Annotated in this window: 23 protein-coding genes and 1 other annotated feature; of the genes, 19 read left to right on the top strand and 4 right to left on the bottom strand. The window is 43.6% G+C overall.

The genetic code is table 11. The features are described from left to right. Window positions 1–24: 24 nt before the first annotated feature. The 14 genes from ftsL to cspD all read left to right on the top strand — a co-directional run bounded on the left by ftsL (window position 25) and on the right by cspD (window position 15,831). Window positions 25–411 (top strand): cell division protein FtsL, encoded by a 387-nt coding sequence (gene ftsL, locus G470_RS0104550; RefSeq protein ID WP_028273796.1) that lies wholly within the window; start codon window positions 25–27, stop codon window positions 409–411. After that, entirely contained in the window at window positions 408–2,627 is a 2,220-nt protein-coding gene (locus G470_RS0104545; RefSeq protein WP_035445086.1) for a penicillin-binding protein, read from the top strand. Before ftsL ends, G470_RS0104545 begins: the two co-directional genes overlap by 4 nt. Before the next feature lie 18 nt (window positions 2,628–2,645). After that, complete coding sequence (gene mraY, locus G470_RS0104540) at window positions 2,646–3,614, top strand: phospho-N-acetylmuramoyl-pentapeptide-transferase (RefSeq protein ID WP_051258423.1); 969 nt, start codon at window positions 2,646–2,648, stop codon at window positions 3,612–3,614. 82 nt (window positions 3,615–3,696) lie between these two features. Further along, the gene (gene murD / locus G470_RS0104535) at window positions 3,697–5,070 is read left to right on the top strand and encodes a UDP-N-acetylmuramoyl-L-alanine--D-glutamate ligase (RefSeq protein ID WP_028273793.1); all 1,374 of its coding nucleotides are present in this window, start codon (window positions 3,697–3,699) and stop codon (window positions 5,068–5,070) included. Window positions 5,071–5,102: 32 nt separating this feature from the next. Next, the gene (gene murG / locus G470_RS0104530) at window positions 5,103–6,194 is read left to right on the top strand and encodes an undecaprenyldiphospho-muramoylpentapeptide beta-N-acetylglucosaminyltransferase (protein WP_028273792.1); all 1,092 of its coding nucleotides are present in this window, start codon (window positions 5,103–5,105) and stop codon (window positions 6,192–6,194) included. A gap of 18 nt (window positions 6,195–6,212) precedes the next feature. After that, entirely contained in the window at window positions 6,213–7,067 is an 855-nt protein-coding gene (locus G470_RS12720; protein ID WP_051258422.1) for a cell division protein FtsQ/DivIB, read from the top strand. Window positions 7,068–7,238: 171 nt separating this feature from the next. Beyond that, window positions 7,239–8,552: a cell division protein FtsA gene (gene ftsA, locus G470_RS0104520; protein ID WP_028273791.1), complete on the top strand. Its 1,314-nt coding sequence runs from the start codon at window positions 7,239–7,241 to the stop codon at window positions 8,550–8,552. Window positions 8,553–8,600: 48 nt separating this feature from the next. Further along, the gene (gene ftsZ / locus G470_RS0104515) at window positions 8,601–9,848 is read left to right on the top strand and encodes a cell division protein FtsZ (RefSeq protein WP_028273790.1); all 1,248 of its coding nucleotides are present in this window, start codon (window positions 8,601–8,603) and stop codon (window positions 9,846–9,848) included. A gap of 48 nt (window positions 9,849–9,896) precedes the next feature. Then, a complete protein-coding gene (locus tag G470_RS0104510; protein ID WP_028273789.1) occupies window positions 9,897–10,391 on the top strand; it encodes a cell division protein SepF in 495 nt (164 codons plus the stop codon). A 23-nt stretch (window positions 10,392–10,414) separates the two neighbouring features. Then, window positions 10,415–10,705 (top strand): YggT family protein, encoded by a 291-nt coding sequence (locus tag G470_RS0104505; RefSeq protein WP_028273788.1) that lies wholly within the window; start codon window positions 10,415–10,417, stop codon window positions 10,703–10,705. 29 nt (window positions 10,706–10,734) lie between these two features. After that, window positions 10,735–11,520, top strand: a complete 786-nt coding sequence (locus G470_RS0104500) for a YlmH family RNA-binding protein (protein WP_028273787.1) — start codon at window positions 10,735–10,737, stop codon at window positions 11,518–11,520. Between the two features lie 90 nt (window positions 11,521–11,610). Further along, the gene (locus tag G470_RS0104495) at window positions 11,611–12,261 is read left to right on the top strand and encodes a DivIVA domain-containing protein (protein WP_084172081.1); all 651 of its coding nucleotides are present in this window, start codon (window positions 11,611–11,613) and stop codon (window positions 12,259–12,261) included. A gap of 34 nt (window positions 12,262–12,295) precedes the next feature. After that, window positions 12,296–12,510, top strand: a binding site (T-box leader). Window positions 12,511–12,572: 62 nt separating this feature from the next. Further along, a complete protein-coding gene (gene ileS / locus G470_RS0104490; protein ID WP_028273785.1) occupies window positions 12,573–15,356 on the top strand; it encodes an isoleucine--tRNA ligase in 2,784 nt (927 codons plus the stop codon). A gap of 274 nt (window positions 15,357–15,630) precedes the next feature. After that, the gene (cspD, locus tag G470_RS0104485) at window positions 15,631–15,831 is read left to right on the top strand and encodes a cold-shock protein CspD (protein WP_028273784.1); all 201 of its coding nucleotides are present in this window, start codon (window positions 15,631–15,633) and stop codon (window positions 15,829–15,831) included. Window positions 15,832–15,907: 76 nt separating this feature from the next. On the opposite strand, the gene G470_RS0104480 is transcribed toward cspD, so the two are convergent. The 3 genes from G470_RS0104480 to G470_RS0104470 form a co-directional block, all read right to left on the bottom strand. Further along, window positions 15,908–16,162 carry a GlsB/YeaQ/YmgE family stress response membrane protein gene (locus tag G470_RS0104480; protein WP_028273783.1) on the bottom strand — a complete coding sequence of 85 codons (255 nt, stop codon included), beginning with the start codon at window positions 16,160–16,162 and terminating at the stop codon, window positions 15,908–15,910. A gap of 163 nt (window positions 16,163–16,325) precedes the next feature. Continuing rightward, the gene (locus tag G470_RS0104475; RefSeq protein WP_051258420.1) at window positions 16,326–17,555 is read right to left on the bottom strand and encodes a toxic anion resistance protein; all 1,230 of its coding nucleotides are present in this window, start codon (window positions 17,553–17,555) and stop codon (window positions 16,326–16,328) included. A gap of 24 nt (window positions 17,556–17,579) precedes the next feature. After that, window positions 17,580–18,287: a 5-bromo-4-chloroindolyl phosphate hydrolysis family protein gene (locus G470_RS0104470; protein WP_028273781.1), complete on the bottom strand. Its 708-nt coding sequence runs from the start codon at window positions 18,285–18,287 to the stop codon at window positions 17,580–17,582. A 190-nt stretch (window positions 18,288–18,477) separates the two neighbouring features. On the opposite strand from G470_RS0104470, the gene G470_RS0104465 reads away from it, so the two are divergent. The 5 genes from G470_RS0104465 to G470_RS0104445 all read left to right on the top strand — a co-directional run bounded on the left by G470_RS0104465 (window position 18,478) and on the right by G470_RS0104445 (window position 22,149). Further along, a complete protein-coding gene (locus G470_RS0104465; RefSeq protein ID WP_035445080.1) occupies window positions 18,478–19,035 on the top strand; it encodes an NUDIX hydrolase in 558 nt (185 codons plus the stop codon). Continuing rightward, complete coding sequence (locus G470_RS0104460) at window positions 19,028–19,294, top strand: hypothetical protein (RefSeq protein ID WP_028273779.1); 267 nt, start codon at window positions 19,028–19,030, stop codon at window positions 19,292–19,294. Before G470_RS0104465 ends, G470_RS0104460 begins: the two co-directional genes overlap by 8 nt. Window positions 19,295–19,308: 14 nt before the next feature. Then, entirely contained in the window at window positions 19,309–20,010 is a 702-nt protein-coding gene (locus G470_RS0104455; RefSeq protein WP_035445079.1) for a 5'-methylthioadenosine/adenosylhomocysteine nucleosidase, read from the top strand. A gap of 36 nt (window positions 20,011–20,046) precedes the next feature. Next, window positions 20,047–20,598: a cysteine hydrolase family protein gene (locus G470_RS0104450; protein ID WP_028273777.1), complete on the top strand. Its 552-nt coding sequence runs from the start codon at window positions 20,047–20,049 to the stop codon at window positions 20,596–20,598. 423 nt (window positions 20,599–21,021) lie between these two features. Then, on the top strand, window positions 21,022–22,149 hold the full coding sequence (locus G470_RS0104445; RefSeq protein WP_028273776.1) for a baeRF6 domain-containing protein: 1,128 nt from the start codon (window positions 21,022–21,024) through the stop codon (window positions 22,147–22,149). Between the two features lie 131 nt (window positions 22,150–22,280). Here G470_RS0104445 and G470_RS0104440 read toward each other — a convergent pair. Continuing rightward, on the bottom strand, window positions 22,281–22,566 hold a 286-nt coding region (locus tag G470_RS0104440), incomplete at its 5' end, for a transposase (RefSeq protein WP_205617885.1).

Genomic DNA, 22,566 nt, shown 5'->3' with positions numbered 1-22,566 from the left:
GAGATAGGAAAGGAAGATATTAAAATGGCGATGAACGACAATCTCGCACGCAAATATGAATCAATTCAACCGTTGAAACAACCTGATGTGACCCCATCCCCTCGAAAAGAAGCCAAACCAGGATCCTCTTCACGTAAGGTTCCCTTTGTGTTAGGAGAGAAGCTGCTTGTGTCCTTTTTTGCGGCTGCCTTTTTTATCTTATCTGTCATGAACGTTACGATGGGAATTGAAGTCAATTCCGCTAACCGCAATCTTCAAGATGTGAACCGTACGATTACAGAAACAAAAGTAGTCAATGAAAATTTGGAACAAAAAGTACAAGAGCTATCCCGCTATGACAGAGTGTACAGTGTGGCTGAAAAGAATGGTTTGCAAATGAACGAGCAAAATGTGAGGAATGTTTCTAAATGAACCGCAAAAACCCATTGAGAAATAGAAAGAACTTCACCATCATTTTGTTTGTAGTGAATGTGGTTCTGTTTCTCATCTTTGCCGGTCGATTTTCCTACATAATGGTGAAAGGGGAAGTGGGCGGAGAAAATTTAATCCACAATGTCAACAATCTCTATACCCGAAGCAGCGTCCTACAAGCAGAAAGGGGCACCATATATGATTCTGGTGGAGCTCCTATTGCAATGGACGCTTCTTCTTATAAATTGATTGCTGTATTGACGGATGCGTGGTCAGAAAACGCCAAAGAACCCCAGCACGTAGTAGACAAGGAAAAGACGGCACATGTTCTCTCTCAATATATCGCCATGAGCGAAGAGGATATTCTTCAGCGGCTGAGCCGTGACGGTTTGGCGCAAGTTGAATTCGGTACGGCTGGGAATAATTTGTCGTATGACACGATGAGTAAAATTGAAGCAGAAGACCTGCCGGGAATTATCTTTGAAGAGAAACAGACCCGTCTTTATCCAAATGGGGTGTTTGCCTCCCACCTTGTAGGACTTGCTCAACCCGGAGAAGATGAAGAAAGAGAACCTTCAAGCGAATTAAGTGGAATCATGGGAATCGAACTGGCGTACGATGATGTGCTGAAAGGTACCGACGGCCAGCTGGAGTACAAAAAAGATCGCTTTGGATATGCGATTCCTGGTGAAGATGCAAATGTGAAAGAGCCTCAAGACGGCAAAGATATTTATCTGACACTCGACAAGTCGTTACAAGTATTCTTGGAAACGGTGATGTCACAAGTCCAAGAAGAACATTCTCCTACTGCGATGACGGCCACACTGATGGATGCAGAAACGGGAGAAATTCTGGCTGCGTCTCAGCGACCGACATTTAATGCAACGACAAAGGAAAACATCAACCAAACATGGCAAAACCTCTTAGTGGAATACACATTTGAACCGGGCTCGACAATGAAAGTCATGACCTTGGCTGCCGCTGTCGAAGAAGGAGTGTTCAATCCAAACGAGTACTATGAATCTGGTTCTGTTGAAGTGGGCGGAGGAGTTGTGCACGACGTAAAAAGAGAAGGGTGGGGGACCATTTCCTATCTGGAAGGTGTTGCCCGCTCAAGTAACGTCGCATTCGTCAACTTAGTGGAACGCATGGGATACGATACATGGAAAAGTTATTTGGATGAATTTGGCTTTAGTCAAAAAACAAATATTGGATTGGTGAATGAAAATGCCGGATCAAATCCGTATGCATGGCCGCTTCAAAAAGCCAATACGAGTTTCGGTCAAGGAATCACCGTGACAGTGAGCCAAATGATGCAAGCTTTTTCAGCAGTCGCCAATGATGGAGAAATGGTAAAACCGCGTTTCATCGACAAAATCGTGGATCCTGAAACAGGTGAAGAAACAGTATTCGAAAAAGAAGTGGTCGGCAAACCAATCTCAAAAGAAGCTGCCGATCTTGCTCTTGACTACTTAAAAGAACCTGTGTACAGTGAACACGGTACAGCAAATAAATATCAAATCGACGGCTATGAAATAGCGGCCAAAACCGGAACAGCACAGATGGTTGACCCTGAAACAGGTCAGTATTTGAGCGGAGGAACCAACTACATTTACTCTGCGGTGGGAATGGCCCCGGCAGATGATCCGAAGTTGATTCTATACGTGACAGTTCAACAGCCTAAATTGGGAAATGGGATTACACACGGCAGCAGCGTTGTGCCGAAAGTGTTAAACCCGGTCATGAAATGGGCGCTTGACTATAAACGAATGGGCGAAAATGAATCCGTGACCGAAGTGGAACGAATTGAAATGCCGAAAGTCACGGAAATGTCAGTGGACGAAGCCCGTTCAGCTTTGACGGAGAAAGGAATGGACGTGGCGGTTGTAGGGACCGGAGACACCATCGTTCAGCAGTTCCCTTACGCAGACGTACTGACTTTCCCAAATGAAAAAGCTGTCTTGATGACCAATGGTGCCATGGCGATGCCGGATTTGACAGGCTGGTCGAAAAATGATGCATTGAAAGTTGCTGAATTAACAGGAATTGAATTTGTTTTCGAAGGAGAGGGCTATGTGACGGCTCAAAGCATTCCTCCAGGAGGCAACATGCAGAGTGAAGAGCAAATCACCCTGACACTGGAGCCTTCCGGAACGAAGCAAGAAGAGGAAGAAGAGCCGTTGCCTGATTCTACTTCAGAAGCAGATGCAGGATAGAAAGGAAACAATTAAAGCATGGAAACTAATTGGAATTGGGCGGCCGGAGCTGCCATAGTGAGTTTGATTCTAACTGTGGCGGCAATGCCTCGAATCATTTCTTATTTCAGACGGGAACAACTTGGTCAAGTCACCAGAGAAGAGGGACCTGCGTGGCACGCGGTAAAAAGCGGTACGCCGACAATGGGAGGAGTAGGATTCTTGCTTGCTTCTGTAGCGGCCACGATTGCTGTGAGCCTGGTCTCTGACACACTCACCACACGTACTTGGATGCTGGTGTTTATTGTCGGATTATATGGAACCTTAGGTTTCTTGGACGACTACATTAAATTGGTGATGAAACGCAATTTGGGGCTGACAAGCCGCCAAAAGTTTATGGGGCAAGTGATCGGTGGTATTTTGTTCATGTTGGTGCATCAGTGGGCAGGATTTTCCACTGAACTTTATCTGCCATTCATTGGAACGATTGACTCAGTTTGGCTCTACGGCATATTCGCTGTCATCTGGCTGGTCGGATTTTCCAATGCAGTAAATCTCACAGACGGGTTGGATGGATTGGTTGCAGGTACAGGCACCATCGCGTACGTGGCATATGCCGCGATTGCGTGGATGCAATCTGACTGGGATATCGTTGTTTTCGCGGTATCCGTGGCAGGCGGATTGATTGGATTTTTCATGTTCAATAAAAAGCCGGCACAGATTTTTATGGGAGATGTCGGTTCATTGGCATTAGGTGGAGGTCTTGCAGCGATGTCTCTGCTTTTGAGCCAAGAATGGTCCCTGCTTTTGATTGGGTTGATTTTTGTCGTCGAAACTGCCAGCGTAATCCTGCAAGTTGCTTCGGTCAAGCTGAGAGATAAACGAATCTTCAAAATGAGTCCTATCCACCACCACTTTGAAATGAGTGGATGGAGTGAGTGGCGCGTTGTACTCACTTTTTGGGCAGTGGGATTGATTGCAGCTGTCGGTACATTCTTCTTTTTATAATGACTTGGATGCTGGGGACGGTTGTTAACCGTGTCCGGCTTCGTTGTACATAGAAAGATACGCAAATAGAAAGGGCGTAACCATGAAAAAAACGGAAAAGTACGAAGAAAAAAATATATTGGTTTTAGGTTTGGCAAGAAGCGGGAAAAATGCCGCACTTTTATTGCATCGACTTGGAGCCAAAGTGACAGTGAATGACGCCAAAGATTTGTCAGATGACCCTGATGCACAAGAGTTAGAAGAACTCGGCATCAATGTCGTATCCGGAGGACATCCAGAAAACCTGTTAGATGAAAAAATCGATTTCCTGATAAAAAACCCCGGCATTCGATATGATAATCCAATAATAGAAAAAGCACTGGCCCAAAAAATCCCTATCTTGACTGATATGGAATTAGCTTACGAAGTTTGTGAGGGAACTCTCGTAGCGATTACGGGGACAAACGGAAAAACAACAACTACTATGATGCTTACAGAAGTAATGAACACGGATCGGAAAAAGGGAAAAGCTTTCGCGGCAGGGAACATCGGGTTTCCCGCCAGTGAGGTTGTCCAAAAAGTGACTTCTGAAGATGAATTGATTATGGAAATGTCCAGTTTTCAGTTGATGGGAACCCAACATTTCCGACCGTCCATTGCTGTTTTCACAAACATTTATTCGGCCCATCTGGACTATCATTCTTCGCGCGAAGAATATGTGCAGGCAAAAATGAACATCACAAAAAACCAAAAAGAAACGGACTGGTTTATTTACAATTGGGATCTTCCTGAATTAAGAAAATTGTCGGAAGAATCACCCGCTCAGTTGGTTCCATTCTCCCGGCATGAACGGATGGAAAATGGTGTATACGTATTGGATGGGACCATTTACTTCCGTAATGAGCCTGTGATGGAACGGGAAGATGTGGCCTTGCCTGGAGAACACAATCTGGAAAATGCTCTGGCTGCAATTGCGGCGGCCAAACTGCTGGGAAAAACAAACAAACAAATTCAAGACTGCTTAAGCCGCTTCAGTGGGGTCAAGCATCGGATGCAGTTTGTCTTGGAACACGAAAATCGCAAAGTATACAATGATTCCAAAGCAACCAATACATTGGCCACTATCCAAGCATTGCAAGGGTTCAACCAACCGATTGTACTGCTTGCCGGGGGGTTGGACCGCGGCCAAACATTTGAAGATCTGGTGCCAGTGTTGAAAGAACATGTTAAAGCCATGATTGTTTTTGGCGAAACCGCATCAACTCTTATAAAAGCAGGCGAAAAAGCAGGAGTGAAGACCATACGGAAAGTTGCGGATGTCACAGCTTCCGTCCCAGAAGCGTTTGAAGTGAGTGAGAGCGGCGACGTGATTCTTTTCTCACCTGCATGTGCAAGTTGGGATCAGTATGATAGTTTTGAAAAAAGAGGCGACGCGTTTATTGAAAGCGTCAATAAACTTGTTCATAAACCACAATAAGGGAGGAATAGGCTCCAGAAGCCTATACAATCATGAAAGTATTACTATCAGGAGGCGGTACAGGAGGACACATCTACCCTGCGCTTGCCCTCATGCGTGAAATGAAAAAACAGTATCCTGACACAGAGTTTTTGTACATTGGAACAGAAAGAGGTTTGGAAAGTACGATTGTTCCTGACAATGGTGTTCCATTCAAAGCCATTGAAATTCAAGGTTTCAGGCGCTCTTTTTCAATGGATAACTTAAAGACAATCGGCAAATTTATTAAAAGTACGTCAGATGCAAAAAAAATCATCAAAGACTTTCAACCGGATGTGGTATTGGGAACTGGGGGTTATGTCTGCGGGCCGGTTGTTTATGCAGCCTCCCGTCTCGGTATCCCGGCGGTCATTCATGAACAAAACAGCGTCGCCGGCTTGACGAATAAGTTTTTAGCTCCATTCGTGAAAAAGATTGCCATCTGCTTTGAAGAAGCCGCGGATCAATTTGGACGACACAAGGAAAAAGTTGTCTTCACAGGCAATCCCCGTGCGCAGGAAGTTGTTCACGTAAGAAAAAATTCCGCCCTGAAAGAATACGGATTGAATCCGGACATCCCAACGGTGCTAATGTTCGGTGGAAGCAGGGGCGCACAAAAAATCAATGATACATTCGTGGACAGTTATGCTGAGTTGAAAACAAAACCATACCAAGTTTTGTTTGTCAGCGGCAAACTTCATTATGAATCACTCCTTTCTCGACTTGACGGGACAAGTGAGAATGTAAAAGTAGTTCCGTATATATCCAATATGCCGGAAGTTTTTGCAGGTGTGTCGTTGATTGTTTCTCGAAGCGGTGCAACAACTCTTGCAGAAATGACTGCTTTGGGGCTGCCGAGCATTTTGATTCCCAGCGTTAATGTGACAGATGACCACCAGACAAAAAATGCTCTCAGTTTGGCTGATAAAGGCGCTGCAAAGATGATTACCGAAAAAGAATTGACACGCGAAGTCTTTATTGAGGAATTGGATCGGTTGATGCAGAATCCGTCGGAGAGAGCCGCCATGGCTGAAAAAGCCAAACGTGCGGGAGTTCCTGATGCAGCGGACCGACTGATCGACCTGATGACCGACTTAACGGAATAAAGAAAGGAGAGAAGGGCAATGGCGCATAAAGACAATCAACCGAAACCATCGTCACCCATCCTTCTCTCAACGAATCCACAAAAGAAAGTCTTGAAGACGAAAGCGGCTGTATTATTGTCCCTATTCATTTTTGCGATAGGAATAGTGTTATATTTTATGAGTCCGTTAAGTGATGTGGAGTTGCTTAGTGTTTCCGGAAACCGAGAAGTAACGGACCAGGAAGTCGTGAATGCCAGTCAAGTTCGTTCGGGTGACCCCTTATGGGACACGTATTTTTCAAAAAACGAAGTTGTAACCAATATTGTGTCCAATCATCCGCAAATAAAGACGGCAGAGATGAAGTGGGCTGGCATCAATGATTTTGAATTTGTTATTTCAGAGTGGCAGACAGTTGCATACATGTCTGAAAATGAACAGTATTACAAAATATTGGAAAACGGAGACATTCTTGACGAAGCTCAAGACGTGTCGATAGGAAATCGGCCAATCTTTAGAGAGTTTGTTGAAGGAGAAGCGTTAAACCGTTTGTTGGATGAGTTTTCTAAACTTGATCCTTCCATCCATAATCTCATATCGGAGGTTAAGTACAGTCCTACCGATACCAATGAATTACTGGTGCACGTCTTTATGAACGACGGCAACCAAGTACTCGCATCCATCCCTGTTTTTTCTGAACGCATGCAATATTACCCTGCAATGGTACAATCAGTGAAGGGTGAAAAAGGGTTATTCGATTTAGAAGCAGGCGCATTCTTTGCCCCGTTTGAAAAGGGTGTCGAGGAAGAAGATGAGTCCGAAACTTCGGACGACACCGAAACGGAAGAGGCGATTGAGATGGAGGAAAATTTGGAAGAGGAAACGTCAAATTTCTGAATAAAAATCGAAAGAGTTGTTTGTAACACAAAAGTAAAACGAATTTCACCGATGATTTGTTCTAAACATCTTCGTAATAGCTTTCTTTTATGGTAAAATGAGGCATGACAATGTGTTCAATATTTTCTGAAAAAAAAGCAAGCACATTGGAGATTGGAGGTTTCCACTAAATTGGAAAACGGCATTTTTGCAAGTTTAGATATTGGAACCACTTCAATAAAAGTCATAGTGGCTGAGATTGTCAATGGCCAAACGAATATTATTGGAGTCGGACATGAAAAATCAAGAGGTCTGAGTAGAGGAATCATTGTTGATATCGATCAAACGGTGATTTCCATTAAAAACGCAGTTAAACAAGCAGAAGAAAAAGCGAATGTCACAATTGATGAGGTTATCGTCGGGATTCCTGCGTACGGTTTAGAAATCGAACCGGGACATGGGATGGTAAAAGTGGCAGGCGACGAAAGTGAAATCACAGATGAAGACGTTCAAAACGTCTTAGCTGCGGCAATGGTCAAAGCTGTTCCGCCTGAGAGAGAATTATTGACGGTTCTGCCGGAAGAATTTGTTGTAGATGGCTTTGATGGCATCCGGGACCCACGAGGAATGGTGGGTGTACGTTTGGAGATGCACGCTTTGCTTCTAACCGTACCGAAAACCATCATGCACAACATCCGCAGATGCGTGCGCAATGCGGGACTTATCATGCGCGACGTGGTTGTACAGCCGTTGGCTATCGGCAGTATCGCTTTGACAGACGGCGAACGTGATTTCGGTGTGGTTTTGGTTGATATGGGAGGCGGGCAGACCACTGCTTCTGCTATCCATGACAACCAGCTGAAATTCACACACGTCGATCAAGAAGGCGGAGAGTACATCACAAAAGATATTTCCATCGTCTTGAACACGACGGTTGACAATGCAGAAAAGTTGAAGAGAAACCATGGATACGCCACTGTGAATGCCGCATCAGCGGAGAAAAACATGTTGGTGGAAGTCGTGGGACAGAATGAACCTGTCAGTATCAGCGAAGAATATTTGACCGAAATTATCGAGGCTCGACTGGTGCAAATCTTTGAAATCATTAAAGAAGAATTGGACCGCATCCGAGCATTGGAATTGCCGGGAGGCGTTGTACTGACTGGAGGAACTTCCGCTCTTCCAGCAATCAAAGAGTTGGCAGAAGAAATATTTGGGGTGCAAACAAAAGTGTACATACCTGATTATATGGGTGTACGTTATCCTACTTTCTCTACCGCGATTGGATTAATCCAATATATTGCTGGACAGGATGAAATTCAACGTTTGATCAATGACTTCATCAATGGGTACGAAAACGAACCCGCTTCTGCGCCGGTTGCTGAAGGAAATCGACCTCAGCAAATGGAGTACAGAGAACAATACGTGGATGAAGACCACTCCCCTGAAACGAAAGTCAGTTTCTGGGAAAAGATAAAAGCATTTTTTGCTTCTTTTTTTGAATAAGTGAATGACCCTTTAATAAGGGAATAAAGTAAAACAGGAGGAACTGGGATGGAATTCGAATTAGATACAGCTGCTTCAAATGGTGCCATCATAAAAGTAATCGGTGTCGGCGGAGCCGGAGGCAACGCCGTCAACCGAATGATTGAAGACGATGTTCAAGGCGTGGAATTTATTGTGGCCAATACGGATATACAAGCGTTGAACGCATCACGCGCGGAAACCAAAATACAATTAGGTCCAAAATTGACGCGTGGACTTGGAGCGGGTGCCAACCCAGATATCGGACGCAAAGCGGCAGAAGAAAGTGAAGAACTTATTTCTGAATCCCTGCAAGGCGCAGATATGATTTTTATCACGACTGGAATGGGTGGCGGTACCGGAACAGGTGCAGCGCCGATTGTAGCTCGTCTGGCCAAAGAACAAGGTGCATTGACAGTCGGTGTGGTCACACGTCCATTCTCGTTTGAAGGACCGAAAAGAGGACGGTTCGCTGCTGAAGGCATCGAGCAAATGAAACAACATGTTGATACATTGGTAACCATTTCCAACAACCGTCTATTGGAAATCGTTGATAAGAAAACACCTATGTTGGAAGCTTTCAGAGAAGCAGACAACGTATTGCGTCAAGGGGTCCAAGGTATATCTGATTTGATCACTTCTCCAGGGTACGTAAACTTGGACTTTGCTGACGTGAAAACAGTTATGGCAAATCAAGGATCTGCCTTGATGGGAATCGGAACGGCAAGCGGAGAGAACCGCACAGCAGAAGCAACGAAAAAAGCTATTTCCTCCCCATTGTTAGAAGTTTCTATCGATGGAGCAGAGTCTGTCTTGTTGAACATCACCGGCGGAACAGACATGACATTGTTTGAAGCGCAAGATGCTTCAGATATCGTTTCAGCGGCTTCTACTGGAGACGTCAACATCATCTTCGGTACATCCATCAATGAAAACTTAGGTGATGAAGTTGTCGTAACAGTTATTGCAACTGGGATTGACCAAGGCAAGAAAAAAGCCAACAAACCGAATGCTGTACGGAGAAATGTGACACCAGCCACTTCTGAACGCATCACACCTGAATCAAACGATCCGTTTGGTGACTGGGATATCCGCAGAGAAACCAGCTTGCGCGACCGTCACACTTCTGATTTGGACGAAAAACCAGAAGCAGAAAAAGAAAAACCGGAATTTGACTTGTTCCAGCGCAAGGATGCGCCATCCACTGAAAGCAGTACAGAGGATGAAGTAGACACACCTCCATTTTTCAAAAGACGCAGAAGACAAAGAAGAGATTAATGTCGCTTTGTGAATCAGCTGCCGGAAAAGCCGGAAGGAGGAAAGACAATGGGATTTAAAGATAAATTCAGTAGTTTTTTCGCTTTGGATGACGAAGAAATGGATTACTACGAAGAGAACGAACCGTCTTCCACACAACCATCCGCTGCACAAACACGTACACAAGCTTCAAAACCCGTTGTTCGTAAAGAACAGACAATCCAACCGAAGACGAATCCATCGGTTGGAAAGTCCCGGGAAACGAATGTGGTGGCGCTCAACCAGCAAGCCGGTAAAAAACCGCGCATTAAAGTTGTAGAACCACGTGTGTACTCTGAAGTGCAAGAGATTGCCGATCTTTTATTGGCCAATCAATCGGTTGTATTAAACTTTCGTCGAAGCGAAAAAGAACAAGCGAAAAAAATGATCGACTTTTTGATGGGAACTGTCTATGCCATCAACGGAGATATTCAACGTATTGGTGCTGAAATCTTTTTGTGCACCCCTCCAAGTGTGGAGATTGACGGTGCCGAATTGATGTCCATGTCACAATACGATCTTTAATAGAAACGGGGAAAACAGACACGGTGCTCATTCAATTTCTTTATATTATTTTCGAATTATTGATAAGAGGAATCGATATCTATCGAATCCTCTTAATGATTTATTTTCTTCTTTCATGGATACCTGGTGCGTATGACTCTTCATTCGGACACTTTTTGGGGCGCATCTGTGAGCCGTATGTCGCCATATTCAGACGCTTCATTCCACCAATTGGAATGATCAGCTTTGCTGGGTTGGTGGCGTTCCTTTCACTCAGTTTGGTGGAACGCGGATTGTATGCGATCTTTGGGTTTCTTTTCCAAGTACTCATCTAGAGAAAGTGTGAAGAAGGGGGGATCTCAACGTGGAAGATGTATACCAACATTTTAGAAAAGAAGAGCAGCCGTTTATCGACAACATAAATGATTGGGTTGCTCAGGTTGAAAATCAGTACACTCCATATTTAACCAACTTTTTGGATCCAAGACAGCAGTTTATTTTGGAAGCCGTTGTTGGGCAAAACTCTGACATTCAATTGCATTACTTCGGAGGATACGAAGCTGCTGAACGCAAACGAGCGTTTTTGTCCCCTCCATACTTTGAACCTTCTCAAGATGAATATGAAATAGGATTATGCGAAATTCGATATCCAATTCGGTTTGCGGAACTTTCTCATGGAAAGATTCTCGGAACACTTCTTTCATCTGGTTTGAAACGTGAGTTATTCGGAGACATTATTTCAGATGGAGAAAGATGGCAGTTTTTTGTGGAGCGGTCATTGATTGGGTTCATTCAATCTCAAGTGGGCCGAGTAGGGAAAGCAAAAGTGACCATAGAAGAGCAGGAATACACAGAAATCCTTCTCCCGAAAGACAGCTGGACCATCCAAACTGAAACGGTGTCCTCGATGAGATTGGATACAGTTATCGCTGCCGTGTTTAACTTATCCCGTCAACGGGCAAAAGAAGCGATTCAGGCACAAAAAGTGAAGGTCAATTGGACCGTTATGGATCGTCCGGATTTTGAGTTGGGGATTTTAGATGTGGTCTCGGTCCGCAAGCGTGGGCGCCTGCAAGTGAAGAACATTTTGGGTATGTCGAAAAAAGGAAAGATTCGATTGGAGCTAGGTGTACTGGACCGGAATCAATAAAGGTAACTGAAAATGTCGGTGTGCCCCCACTTGTTTGGATGGGGGCTTTGCTTTATACTGAATAAAAGGATTAATTTCGGAGGTGCGGATATGTCATTGACCCCAATGGATATACATAATAAAGAATTCTCGGTACGTATGCGTGGGTATGACCAAGATGAAGTAAACGATTATATGGAACAAATTATCAAAGCGTACGAGCTGTTGATCAAAGATAAAAAAGATTTGGAAAAAAGATTGGAATTTGCGGAAGAAAAGCTGGACCACTACGAAAATATGCAAGAAGCACTGAACAAATCCATCATTGTGGCTCAAGAAGCTGCAGATCGTCTAAAAGAAAATACAGAAAAAGAAGCCGAGATGGTTATTCGAGAAGCAGAGAATAATGCAGATCAGTTGTTGAAAGAAGCGGTTGATAAAGCACACAGAATCGAACAAGAAACAGAAGATTTGAAGAAGCACAGCCGTATTTTCAGACAAAGACTGCAATTGATGATTGAATCTCAGCTGGAAATGATTAAAAAAGAAGAGTGGAACGAAATCCTTCAAACTCCGTCGGTTCCGGAGTCTGCTATGGGAACAATCAATACCGTAACTGAAGAATTGCAGACAAAACAAGAAACTGTTCCTGCTGCCAGCGACGTTTCGTCTGAAATGAAAGAAGAAGCAGATGTGGCGGGTTCAGAGGAAGAATCAGAAGAAGGAATGATTCCGGCAATAGAGTTGCCTGAAGTGAACTAATCCTTTATAATAACTATGCGAAAAGTTTTCATACAATAAAATGTTGAGTGGAACGCAAAAGACAGAATCACTTGTCAGCGAGTCAGGGATTGGTGGAAGCCTGATGAAGTAAGTTCTGTCTTTTATCATCCATGAGTGTTTTGGTGAAATGAGTAATCAAAACCGTATCTTCGGCGTTAACGATGCAGAGAAAAAGAAGGCATCCTTCTTTTTAAAATTGGGTGGTACCACGGAGATTTCGTCCCTTGCGGAGGAAGTCTTTTTTTATTGCAAAAAATTAAAAAATCAATCAAACGAAGGAAGTGCACAGGATGAAAATGAAAGAAACGTTGCAGCTTGGAAAAACAAAATTCCCAATGCGTGCAAGCCTGCCGACGAAAGAAGTCGAGCGTCAAAAAGAATGGGAAGAGCAACAAATTTATGAGAAAAGACAAGAAGTAAACAAAGACAAACCTACCTTTGTTCTTCATGACGGCCCGCCGTTTGCCAATGGAAACATTCACATCGGACACGCGTTAAACAAAATCAGTAAAGATATCATCGTCCGTTACAAATCAATGAGCGGATTCCGTTCTCCTTATGTACCGGGATGGGACACACACGGCTTGCCGATTGAACAAGCATTGACCAACAAAGGTGTCAACCGCAAAGAGATGACAATAGCGGAATTTCGTAAATTATGTGAAGAGTATGCTTGGGAACAGATCAACAAACAACGCGAAGACTTTAAACGTCTGGGTGTGGCTGGTGAGTGGGATAACCCATATGTCACTTTGACAAAAGACTACGAAGAAGCTCAAATCCGTGTATTTGGGAAAATGGCTGAAAAGGGTTATATCTATCGGGGATTGAAACCAATCTACTGGTCTCCTTCCAGTGAATCAGCATTGGCTGAAGCAGAAATCGAATATAAAGATGTCCGTTCAGCAAATATTTACGTGGCGTTTGGTGTACGGGATGGAAAAGGCAAAGTGGATTCTGATGCTTCCTTCGTTATTTGGACGACTACGCCGTGGACCCTTCCGGCCAACTTAGCGATTGCGGTTCACCCAGATGTCGACTATGCTGTGGTCAACGCAGATGGACGGAAATTCGTTGTAGCCTCCAAGATGGTTGAAGGAGTTGCAGCGAAATTAGGTTGGGAAGATGTACAAGTACTGAAAGAAATCAAAGGAAGCGATTTGGAAAACGTGACTGCGCAGCATCCTTTCTACGATCGTGAATCGCTGCTTGTGTTGGGCGACTATGTCACGTTGGAAGAAGGAACCGGTCTAGTTCATACAGCACCAGGTCACGGGGACGACGACTATATCGTGGGACAAAAATATGGATTGCCTGTTCTTTCGCCTGTAGACGGAAGAGGCTGCTTCACCGATGAAGCACCAGGACTTGAAGGCGTCTTTTATGATGACGCAAATAAAATAATCACAGAGTGGTTGGAAGAAAAAGGCGCATTGTTGAAATTGGACTTCTTCACTCACAGCTACCCGCATGACTGGCGGACGAAAAAACCAGTTATTTTCCGTGCGACTCCACAATGGTTTGCGTCCATCAAAACTTTCCGCGAAGACATCCTGAAAGAAATTGAAAATGTTGAATGGTTGCAGCCATGGGGAATGCAGCGCATCTACAACATGGTTCGAGACAGAGGAGATTGGGTCATTTCTCGTCAGCGTGCATGGGGTGTTCCTCTACCGATTTTCTATGGAGAAAACGGAGAAGCGATCATCAGTCCAGAAACCATCGATCATGTAGCGGGACTATTTAAAGAACACGGCTCTAACGTTTGGTTTGAGCGCGAAGCGAAAGAGTTGCTGCCGGAAGGATTCACTCATCCGTCCAGTCCGAATGGTGAGTTCACAAAAGAAACGGATATCATGGATGTTTGGTTCGACTCCGGTTCTTCGCATGAAGCAGTTTTGCAAACAAGAGAAAACTTGACTTTCCCTGCTGATATGTACTTGGAGGGATCAGACCAGTACCGCGGATGGTTTAACTCGAGTTTGACGACCAGCGTTGCCATCAACGGCACCGCACCCTATAAATCCGTTCTTTCACAAGGAATGGTGTTAGACGGTGAAGGCCGTAAGATGAGTAAATCCATCGGCAATACGATCGAACCAAATAAAGTCATCAAACAAAAAGGGGCAGACATTGTCCGTCTTTGGGTAGCCAGCGTAGACTCCCAGTCCGACGTCCGTGTCAGCATGGACATCATCAACCAAGTGTCGGAAGTATACAGAAAAATCCGTAACACGATTCGTTTCTTGTTGGCCAACACTGGAGACTTTGATCCGGAAAAACATGCCGTTTCTTATGAAGATCTGCGTTCTGAAGACAAATATATGATGAATCGCTTGTATCAAACAACGGAAAAAGTCATTCAAGCGTATGAAGCATATGACTTCTCTACTGTGTACAAAACCATCAACAACTTCTGCATTACCGATTTATCCAACTTCTATTTGGACTTCGCGAAAGATGTAGTATACATTGAATCGGAAGATGCATACGAACGTCGTGCGATGCAAACTGTCTTCTATGAAGCAGTGGTTGTATTGACGAAATTGTTGACTCCGATTTTGCCACACACCACAGAAGAAATCTGGTCTTATTTGAAAGAACCAGAAGAGTACGTACAATTGGCTGAAATGCCTGAAGTACGCACGTTTGAAAACAACAGCTCTCTTCTCGAACAATGGGAAAACTTCATGGTCCTCCGTGATTATGTATTGAAAGCACTGGAAGTAGCCCGCAATGCGAAGGAAATCGGAAAATCATTTGAAGCAAAAGTCACTTTGTATCCAAACGAAACAACAAAACAATTGTTGGAAAGCATGAATACCGATTTACGTCAGGTATTGATTGTTTCTGAATTGGATATCAAAGAATTGTCAGAAGCACCTGAAAATGCAATGGAATTCGATGGTATGTCCGTGTTAGTGGAACACAAACACGGAGAAACATGCGAGAGATGCCGCATCATCAGCGAAGAAGTAGGGACGATTGAAGAAGCTCCAACTCTTTGCGGAAGATGCTACAGCATTGTGAAGGAACACTATCCAGAAGCACTGGAAACAGCTGCAGACGAATAAAAAACAAAAAAGGACGGCATAATCCATGCCGTCCTTTTTTTGTATGCACCAAGACGCATGAATGAAGGACAAAAGATTATTTTAATCTAAGACTAATCGTTTTGTTATGATAGCCCTTGCAAAAAAAGGGAGGATTCGGTATAATTTCAATTGTGATAGATTTAGTTTTTCGTAATAAGAATGGTTGAAAAGTTAGTTGAAAAGCTTCAACTCTTCACGTTCAATACCGAAGCAAGTCTGTTACAATACTTAGTAAGTGGAGGGGTAATTGGTAATGGAAAAAGGAACAGTTAAATGGTTCAACGCTGAAAAAGGTTTCGGTTTCATCGAAGTTGAAGGCGGAGAAGATGTATTCGTACACTTCAGCGCTATTCAAGGCGAAGGCTACAAATCTTTGGAAGACGGCCAAGAAGTAGAATTCGAAATTGTCGAAGGAAACCGTGGTCCTCAAGCAGCAAACGTTGTTAAACTATAATTAATAAACCCCCCTCAGGAAACTATTCCTGAGGGGGTTTTTGTGGTCAAAATGATTTCAATTTATAGTTGTCAAACTACCGTGTTCGGCGGCCGCCTACAATCAAGGAAAAGACAAAGACCAGGACGACTGCACCAATCAACGCAGGAAAGACAGCAAATCCGCCGACAACCCAGCCCCACTCGCCTAACAAGGATTCACCGATCCATGCGCCGATGAAACCAGCGATGATGTTTCCGATGATACCTCCTGGAACGTCACGTCCGACGATTGCGCCTGCAACTGCTCCAATAATACCACCGATGATTAATGACCAAATGAATGATAACATTATACATTCCTCCAATGAATAAATTTTTATTACACACTGAGTATAACGGACAGTTCACAACTTGTTCAAATAATATGCTTATAGAAAAAGTAAAATTTATTTTGTGCTGTACATATAAGAAATACAAAAGCAGCCATCCACCGATGGCTGCTTTTGCAAAAATTTATTTATTGTCTTCAGTGGTGAGTCGAAGAAGTTGATCGCGAAGACGATTCTCCATATCGGACAACTGACGTTCGGCCTCTTTCCGTCTGACACGTCCTTCTTGCTGTATGGCAAGTGTTTCTTGGAGCGTCTCCACCAAATCCGTTTGAGTCTGTTCGAGAGTTTCAATATCAATGATTCCGCGTTCGTTTTCTCGTGCGGTTTCAATGGAAGATTGTTTCAGCAACTGAGAATTTTTCTTCAGCAAATCGTTGGTTGTCTCCGATACTTGACGCTGTGCCGTGACAGCTTCTTTTTGGCGAAGGAGGGTCAAGGCAATCACCACTTGGTTTTTCCATAAAGGAATCGCAGTGTTCACGGATGTTTGGATTTTTTCCGACAAAGCCTGGTTGGTGTTTTGGATCATCCGAATTTGTGGTGCTTGTTGAATCGTCATTTGACGTGCCAATTTCAAGTCATGCACGCGTTTTTCCAAACGGTCAAGAAATTGGTTTAAGTCGTTGACACGTTGAACATCCATTTGATTGTGACTGGTTTCTGCTTTTTTCACCGCTTCTGGAATCAACTCATTGAGAAGTTCTTCAATCTTCAATTCCCCGGCAGCGATATAAACATTCAATGCCTCATAGTAATCGAAGTTCTTTTCGTACAACTGTTCCAACAACTCGTTATCACGAAGCAACAAATCTTTCTCTTTGTCCAATTTCACTGCAATCTTATCCACTTGTGCACCAATCTTTTGGTATTTGGCGGTAATTTCATAGATGGAGCGGTTGATTTTTCCAAAGAGGCGTTTGAAGATATTTGAATTGTCTGCCCGCAGTTCATCCGGATTGGCTTCGTTCAACCGGTACATCAAATCATTTAAAACTTCCCCGATTTCGCCGGTTTCTTGACTTTGTACATGGTCCAGCATCGAGTGGGAAAAGCGGCTCAGTTTGTCTTGAGCATCCGCACCATAGTTTAATACCGATTCAAAGTCACTGACGTCGATTTGTTCAGCCAACTTTTTAGCTTGCTGCTGCCGTTCAGCCGGTAATGAGTCAACGACACGATCAGCAGCTTTGGATTCTCTGCTTTTGTCAACGGCAAAGTCTTGTGAAGGAGCAGGCGCATTGGAAAGAGGTTTGTCAAAAGGATTGGACAGCAAATCTTCCAATTCTTTATTGACGTCTTTTTCTTTCGTTTTCTGCAAATTTTCTCTGGTCAGGTCCTCTTGTCTGTCCATATTTATTTGATCACTCCTCTAAAATTACAACTCTTCATCCAAATTGTTTGTATTCCCATTATCCTTGTTGATGGTACGTTTTGCAAGTTCTACCTCCAGTTCCATGTCTTCAATATCATCAGACATGAAACGGACATAATCTTCGACAATCATTTGAGACATTTCATCGATGGTCTCCGCACTTTGGTCCAAGATGTCATACGTTGCCTTGCTTTTTGCTGCATGCCGGTCGATCTCTACATATTTGTCCGTCAATTCCATTAATGAGGGAAGGTGCACATAGAGAAACTTGTCGACTACATGCAGGCGTTGCGGATCTTTCGTGATTTCTTTGAACAGTGCTTTGGATACTCTCACCACGTTATTGCGGTGTTCAATGGCTTTTAACTTCCCGGTGCTGTCCATGTTCTTTTCGATCTTGATAATTTGATATTTTGCTGTGTTCATCGTTTCGCGGAAAAACTGTGTTTCTTCTCTAGACAACCCTTTTGATTGGTAGAACGCTTCTTTTTCCGGAGTCAACTTTTTCAATTTCATGCTGTTTTTTCGAGGAACCGATCCATTTTTTCCTCTTTGGTAATAGAAGATTGTTCCGATAAGGATGCTTCCCAAGAGAGCAAACCAAAAGTTGAAGTCGGATAAGACAAGTAAAAACAAAAAGAGGAGAATTGTCGCACCGCTCGTAAAGGTATAAATCAAGATATCTTTGAAATCGTTCGTCACTTTTTTCATATATTTTCACTCCATTTTTAATGTCAGTCGTCCAATACTCGCTTACCTTTATTTTATCATACTATGGGCATAAATTCGTATAAGACTAAAGGATGATTTACGGCAATTCGTTTTGCAATCCCTGCATGAATTGTATACAATCAAATAAACTACTTAAGAAATCAGGATGCAGAAGGGAACCGTGTCAATAATGGAAGAAAAAACGGTTAAAAGCCAAGTGATTCATAAAGGCAACATCACCGAATACGTCTTGGAAGAAGTAAGATTGCCTAATGGGAAAATTGCTCCCAGAGAGATTGTCCGTCATGATGATGCAGCAGCCATCATCCCATTCACAGATGATGGCAAAGTCCTGTTCGTAAAGCAATACCGCAAACCGATTGAACAAGCCTTGTTTGAAATACCTGCCGGTTTGATGGACGAAACGGATGCCAGTCCGTTGGAAACAGCGAAAAGAGAATTGGAAGAAGAAACAGGATGCCGGGCAAAACAATGGGAAATGATTACTTCATTTTACTCAAGTCCGGGATTCACCGATGAATTTTTGACAATCTATGAAGCAAAAGGTTTGTACCAAGTGGAAGAACCGTTGCAACAGGATGAAGATGAAAACTTGGAACTAAAGGCATTGTCGTTTGAGGAAGCTTGGGCGGAATATGAACAAGGCACCATTCGGGACGCCAAAACAGTGTTTGGGTTGTTCCATTGGAAAGCCAAACGAGATTGTGGAGAGGCAATAGATGAATAAAGAGCAAAAAACACCGGTCAAAAGTCGGAAAGAATGGCAAGAAAAAAGACGGAAAGCAGGGAAAAAACGCAAGCTGGTTCTTCCCCGAAAAAAAAAGCAAAGCGCAGCTGAAAAGAAACCTGTTAAAGAAGGGCGAACATCCAAAAGAAGAAAGAGCGAGTTGGATCAATACAAAGAGACAGACAAAAAATTAACCATTGCCATAGCGGTAACGGCCGTCTTATTGGCGATTGCACTGCTATTGGTATTTTTTGTATGAGGAAAGAGGAAAAAATGAAAAAGATAGGCATTATCGGAGCGATGGAGGAAGAAACACGTATCCTCCTTCAATCCCTTGAACAATCCGAAACAAAAGAAATAGCCGGAAGCACTTATTTGTCCGGCGTTATAGATGACGTGCCGGTGACTTTGGTACAATCCGGTATCGGAAAAGTAAATGCGGCAGTGGCTACCACCATCCTGCTTCATGAATTCAAAACCGATGTAGTGATTAACACAGGATCTGCCGGAGCGATAGGAACAGGATTAAAAATAGGGGACGTCGTACTATCCAACCGCCTGGCTTACCACGACGCAGATGCGCGAGTGTTTGGGTATGACATGGGACAGATTCCTCAAATGCCTCCTGCATATGAAGCGGATGCTGAATTGGTCCGAGTGATGAATCAAGCAGCAGAAGAGGCGGGTCTGCAAACATTGACGGGAGAAATTGTCACAGGAGACTCATTTGTTTCTGCGAGAGAAAGCCTTCAAGCGATCAAAGAATACTTCCCGGATGCTTTAGTGACTGAAATGGAAGGAGCCGCAATTGCTCAAGTGTGCTGGCGGTTTAATGTGCCATTTGTGGTTGTGCGTGCTGTTTCCGATTCGGCAGATGAAGAGGCCGGCGTGAATTTTGATGAATTTATCGTGGAGGCCGGAAGAAAATCTGCACAGATGGTGTTGAACTTCATTGGGGCGATAAAACAGAGATAGCGGGCAGAGGGACGAGGACAGAAAGGAAGGTCACAGATGAAAGCATTGATTTCAATAGATTACACGAATGACTTTGTTGCAGATGTAGGAGCTTTGACTGCGGGGAAACCGGCGCAAGCAATTGAAGAAAACATTGTTTCTTTAACCAAAAAGGCTGTAAACAATGGCGATTATGTCGTGTTCGCAATTGACTGTCACGATTTGGAAGACACCTTTCACCCTGAGAAAAACTTGTTTCCACCGCACAACTTAAGGGATACTTCTGGAAGAACGCTTTATGGCTCTCTCCAGGAAGTATACGATCAAAACAAGGACAAAAGGAATGTGTACTGGATCGATAAGCGGCACTATTCCGCCTTCAGTGGGACAGATCTGGATGTGCGCCTCCGCGAACGTGGCATCACTGAAGTTTGGCTGACAGGTGTGGTGACAGATATTTGTATCTTGCATACCGCTGTAGATGCATACAATCTGGGCTATTCGATTGTAATCCCAGAAAATTGTGTCACGAGCTTCAATCAAAAAGGGCACGAATGGGCATTGGACCACTTTAAAACTGCCTTAGGGGCGAAAGTGTTGCCAGGATAAAGTACAATGACGTTCAGAAGAGAGAGCGGGACAAAATGCGTTTAGACCCGAACCTTCTAACGCATACCATATCCGTAAGCCGCTAAAGCGGCAACGGCTATGGCAACTGGAGCGAATAAGCGGATGAGGGGCAAAGCCCCTCGAGCATTATTCTAAAGGAGGCACTGTGGGCAGATGCCCAAGTGTATCATGACTGTACATTGCTAAAGCAACTACAGTCATGACAAAGTGGACGTCGGGTCTGCATTTTAGAGCGTTTTTTCGCTAGCCTATTCGGAAACGCAAAAGAGGTCGGGACTATTGTCCCAACCTCTCTCTTTTTACATTTTAAATGGCGTCTGTAAATATCCAAATGCTTTTCTTTTACAAAAACGCTTTTTTTATCTACAATTGGTGTATAGAAAAGATGTGGAGGGCGATAGTATGCAAGAATTACTGACATTTCCGACAGAGGAACTATATCAAGAGAATCAAGTGTACTTGACAATTTGTCAAGAGACTCATTCCACACCAATCAATTCGGACCGGGATCGTATCCAGTTCGATAACCTTCTGAAAGAGGCAGAAGAAAAAGTTTGCAACAAATATGATGAAAAATTGTGCGAGCAATTATTGGCTCAAATCAAAGATTTAAGAGACCAACCTGATTTTTGGGGAGTAGGAGACGGCAGTTATGTGATTTATGCGACTCCTGAAGAAGTGTATTACTACCGTCTGGATATTCCGGTAAAAGACGAAGTAATGGTGGGGGACAAACCGAATGTTCTTCCGCTGATTGAAAACTTCCAGTATGTCACTTACTATCATTTGCTCGCTTTGACGAAAGAGAAATTCAAACTGTTCAATGGGCGTCGGTATAGTCTGGAAGAGATTGATCTTTCCCAAGATGAAGATGCGCCGACTGATTTGAACAAAGCTCTTGGAGATGAGCTGACGGGCGGGGAACTCAACTCTGCCGGATATGGTGCAGGTGGAGGTCATGTGTACCATGGCCATAATGAAACCAATGCTGAAAAAGAAATTGACATGGAAAATTATTTCCGTGTGGTGGATAAATATGTGTGGGAACACTATTCTAAACCAACTGAACTGCCGTTGGTGGTATTTGCTCTTCCTGAAAACCAAGCGGAATTTAGAAAGCTTTCTAAAAACAAATACCTGGATGAGGTCACAATTGAGCATTCTCCGGCTCAGGCGTCGAATAAAGAAATTCAAGAAAAAACAGCTGAAACCATTCGGGAAATCGTGGACAAGCGCCACCGTGATTTGATTGCCCGCTTCGAAGAAACAGCTCCGAAATTCAAATTGGACGCGCAATATGAAGATTTGGCGTTTTCAAGCGTTCAAGGAAAGATTGACTACCTGTTAGTTGAAAAAGGATACGAAGTACCGGGATCGATTGATGAAAATGGTCAATATACAGAAGGTCCGGTTGACGGATACGTCAACCAATTGGCTTGGAACGTTCTTCGGGCCAATGGGAAAGTGTATGTATTGGAAACAGAGGACATGCCGTCATCTGTCCACATTGCAGCGGTGCTTCGCTACTGAAATATGCGTGAAAAAACAGACAGAATACGAGATAATCGTATTCTGTCTGTTTTTATGGCTCTATGTCAAATAGTGTTGGTGAGCCTATTGAGAGGTCAAAGTGAATTCGTCACTTTGACCTCTTTTTTTCATTAAGCTACTTCTTCGTCTTCGAATGTCAACGGCCTTGGTTGGTGACGGGGCACCGTTAATTTGTAACTGATCAAAATTCTGGCCCGTAAGTTGTAAAAGTTCCGGTACCCATACCCCGATCGTTTGATATTTTTGATTTTATTATTCATTCCTTCAATCGCTCCATTTGACAGGGTATACGTGAACGCATGCCGAATGGATTCGCGGTAGGTTTCCATTGTTTGAAGAATGGTCCGGACCCTTCGGGGCAGCGTGACTTTCTTGGACTCGTCCAGGTGGTAAGAA

This window comes from Atopococcus tabaci DSM 17538 (assembly GCF_000429585.1).
GTDB classification, from domain to species: Bacteria; Bacillota; Bacilli; order Lactobacillales; family Carnobacteriaceae_A; genus Atopococcus; species Atopococcus tabaci.
Note: the sequence above shows the minus strand (reverse complement) of the source record. Positions and strands in the feature narration are given on the sequence as shown.

Excerpts from the sequence above, each read along its gene's own strand:
- G470_RS0104480 (WP_028273783.1), bottom strand. The coding sequence starts at position 16,162 with ATGTTATCATTCATTTGGTCATTAATCATCGGTGGTATTATTGGAGCA.
- G470_RS0104460 (WP_028273779.1), top strand. The coding sequence starts at position 19,028 with ATGAATAAAGAGCAAAAAACACCGGTCAAAAGTCGGAAAGAATGGCAA.
- G470_RS0104545 (WP_035445086.1), top strand. The coding sequence starts at position 408 with ATGAACCGCAAAAACCCATTGAGAAATAGAAAGAACTTCACCATCATT.
- G470_RS0104445 (WP_028273776.1), top strand. The coding sequence starts at position 21,022 with ATGCAAGAATTACTGACATTTCCGACAGAGGAACTATATCAAGAGAAT.
- G470_RS0104495 (WP_084172081.1), top strand. The coding sequence starts at position 11,611 with ATGTCATTGACCCCAATGGATATACATAATAAAGAATTCTCGGTACGT.
- mraY (WP_051258423.1), top strand. The coding sequence starts at position 2,646 with ATGGAAACTAATTGGAATTGGGCGGCCGGAGCTGCCATAGTGAGTTTG.
- ileS (WP_028273785.1), top strand. The coding sequence starts at position 12,573 with ATGAAAATGAAAGAAACGTTGCAGCTTGGAAAAACAAAATTCCCAATG.
- ftsZ (WP_028273790.1), top strand. The coding sequence starts at position 8,601 with ATGGAATTCGAATTAGATACAGCTGCTTCAAATGGTGCCATCATAAAA.
- G470_RS0104450 (WP_028273777.1), top strand. The coding sequence starts at position 20,047 with ATGAAAGCATTGATTTCAATAGATTACACGAATGACTTTGTTGCAGAT.
- murG (WP_028273792.1), top strand. The coding sequence starts at position 5,103 with ATGAAAGTATTACTATCAGGAGGCGGTACAGGAGGACACATCTACCCT.
- G470_RS12720 (WP_051258422.1), top strand. The coding sequence starts at position 6,213 with ATGGCGCATAAAGACAATCAACCGAAACCATCGTCACCCATCCTTCTC.
- G470_RS0104510 (WP_028273789.1), top strand. The coding sequence starts at position 9,897 with ATGGGATTTAAAGATAAATTCAGTAGTTTTTTCGCTTTGGATGACGAA.
- murD (WP_028273793.1), top strand. The coding sequence starts at position 3,697 with ATGAAAAAAACGGAAAAGTACGAAGAAAAAAATATATTGGTTTTAGGT.
- G470_RS0104470 (WP_028273781.1), bottom strand. The coding sequence starts at position 18,287 with ATGAAAAAAGTGACGAACGATTTCAAAGATATCTTGATTTATACCTTT.
- ftsL (WP_028273796.1), top strand. The coding sequence starts at position 25 with ATGGCGATGAACGACAATCTCGCACGCAAATATGAATCAATTCAACCG.
- G470_RS0104475 (WP_051258420.1), bottom strand. The coding sequence starts at position 17,555 with ATGGACAGACAAGAGGACCTGACCAGAGAAAATTTGCAGAAAACGAAA.
- cspD (WP_028273784.1), top strand. The coding sequence starts at position 15,631 with ATGGAAAAAGGAACAGTTAAATGGTTCAACGCTGAAAAAGGTTTCGGT.
- G470_RS0104455 (WP_035445079.1), top strand. The coding sequence starts at position 19,309 with ATGAAAAAGATAGGCATTATCGGAGCGATGGAGGAAGAAACACGTATC.
- G470_RS0104465 (WP_035445080.1), top strand. The coding sequence starts at position 18,478 with ATGGAAGAAAAAACGGTTAAAAGCCAAGTGATTCATAAAGGCAACATC.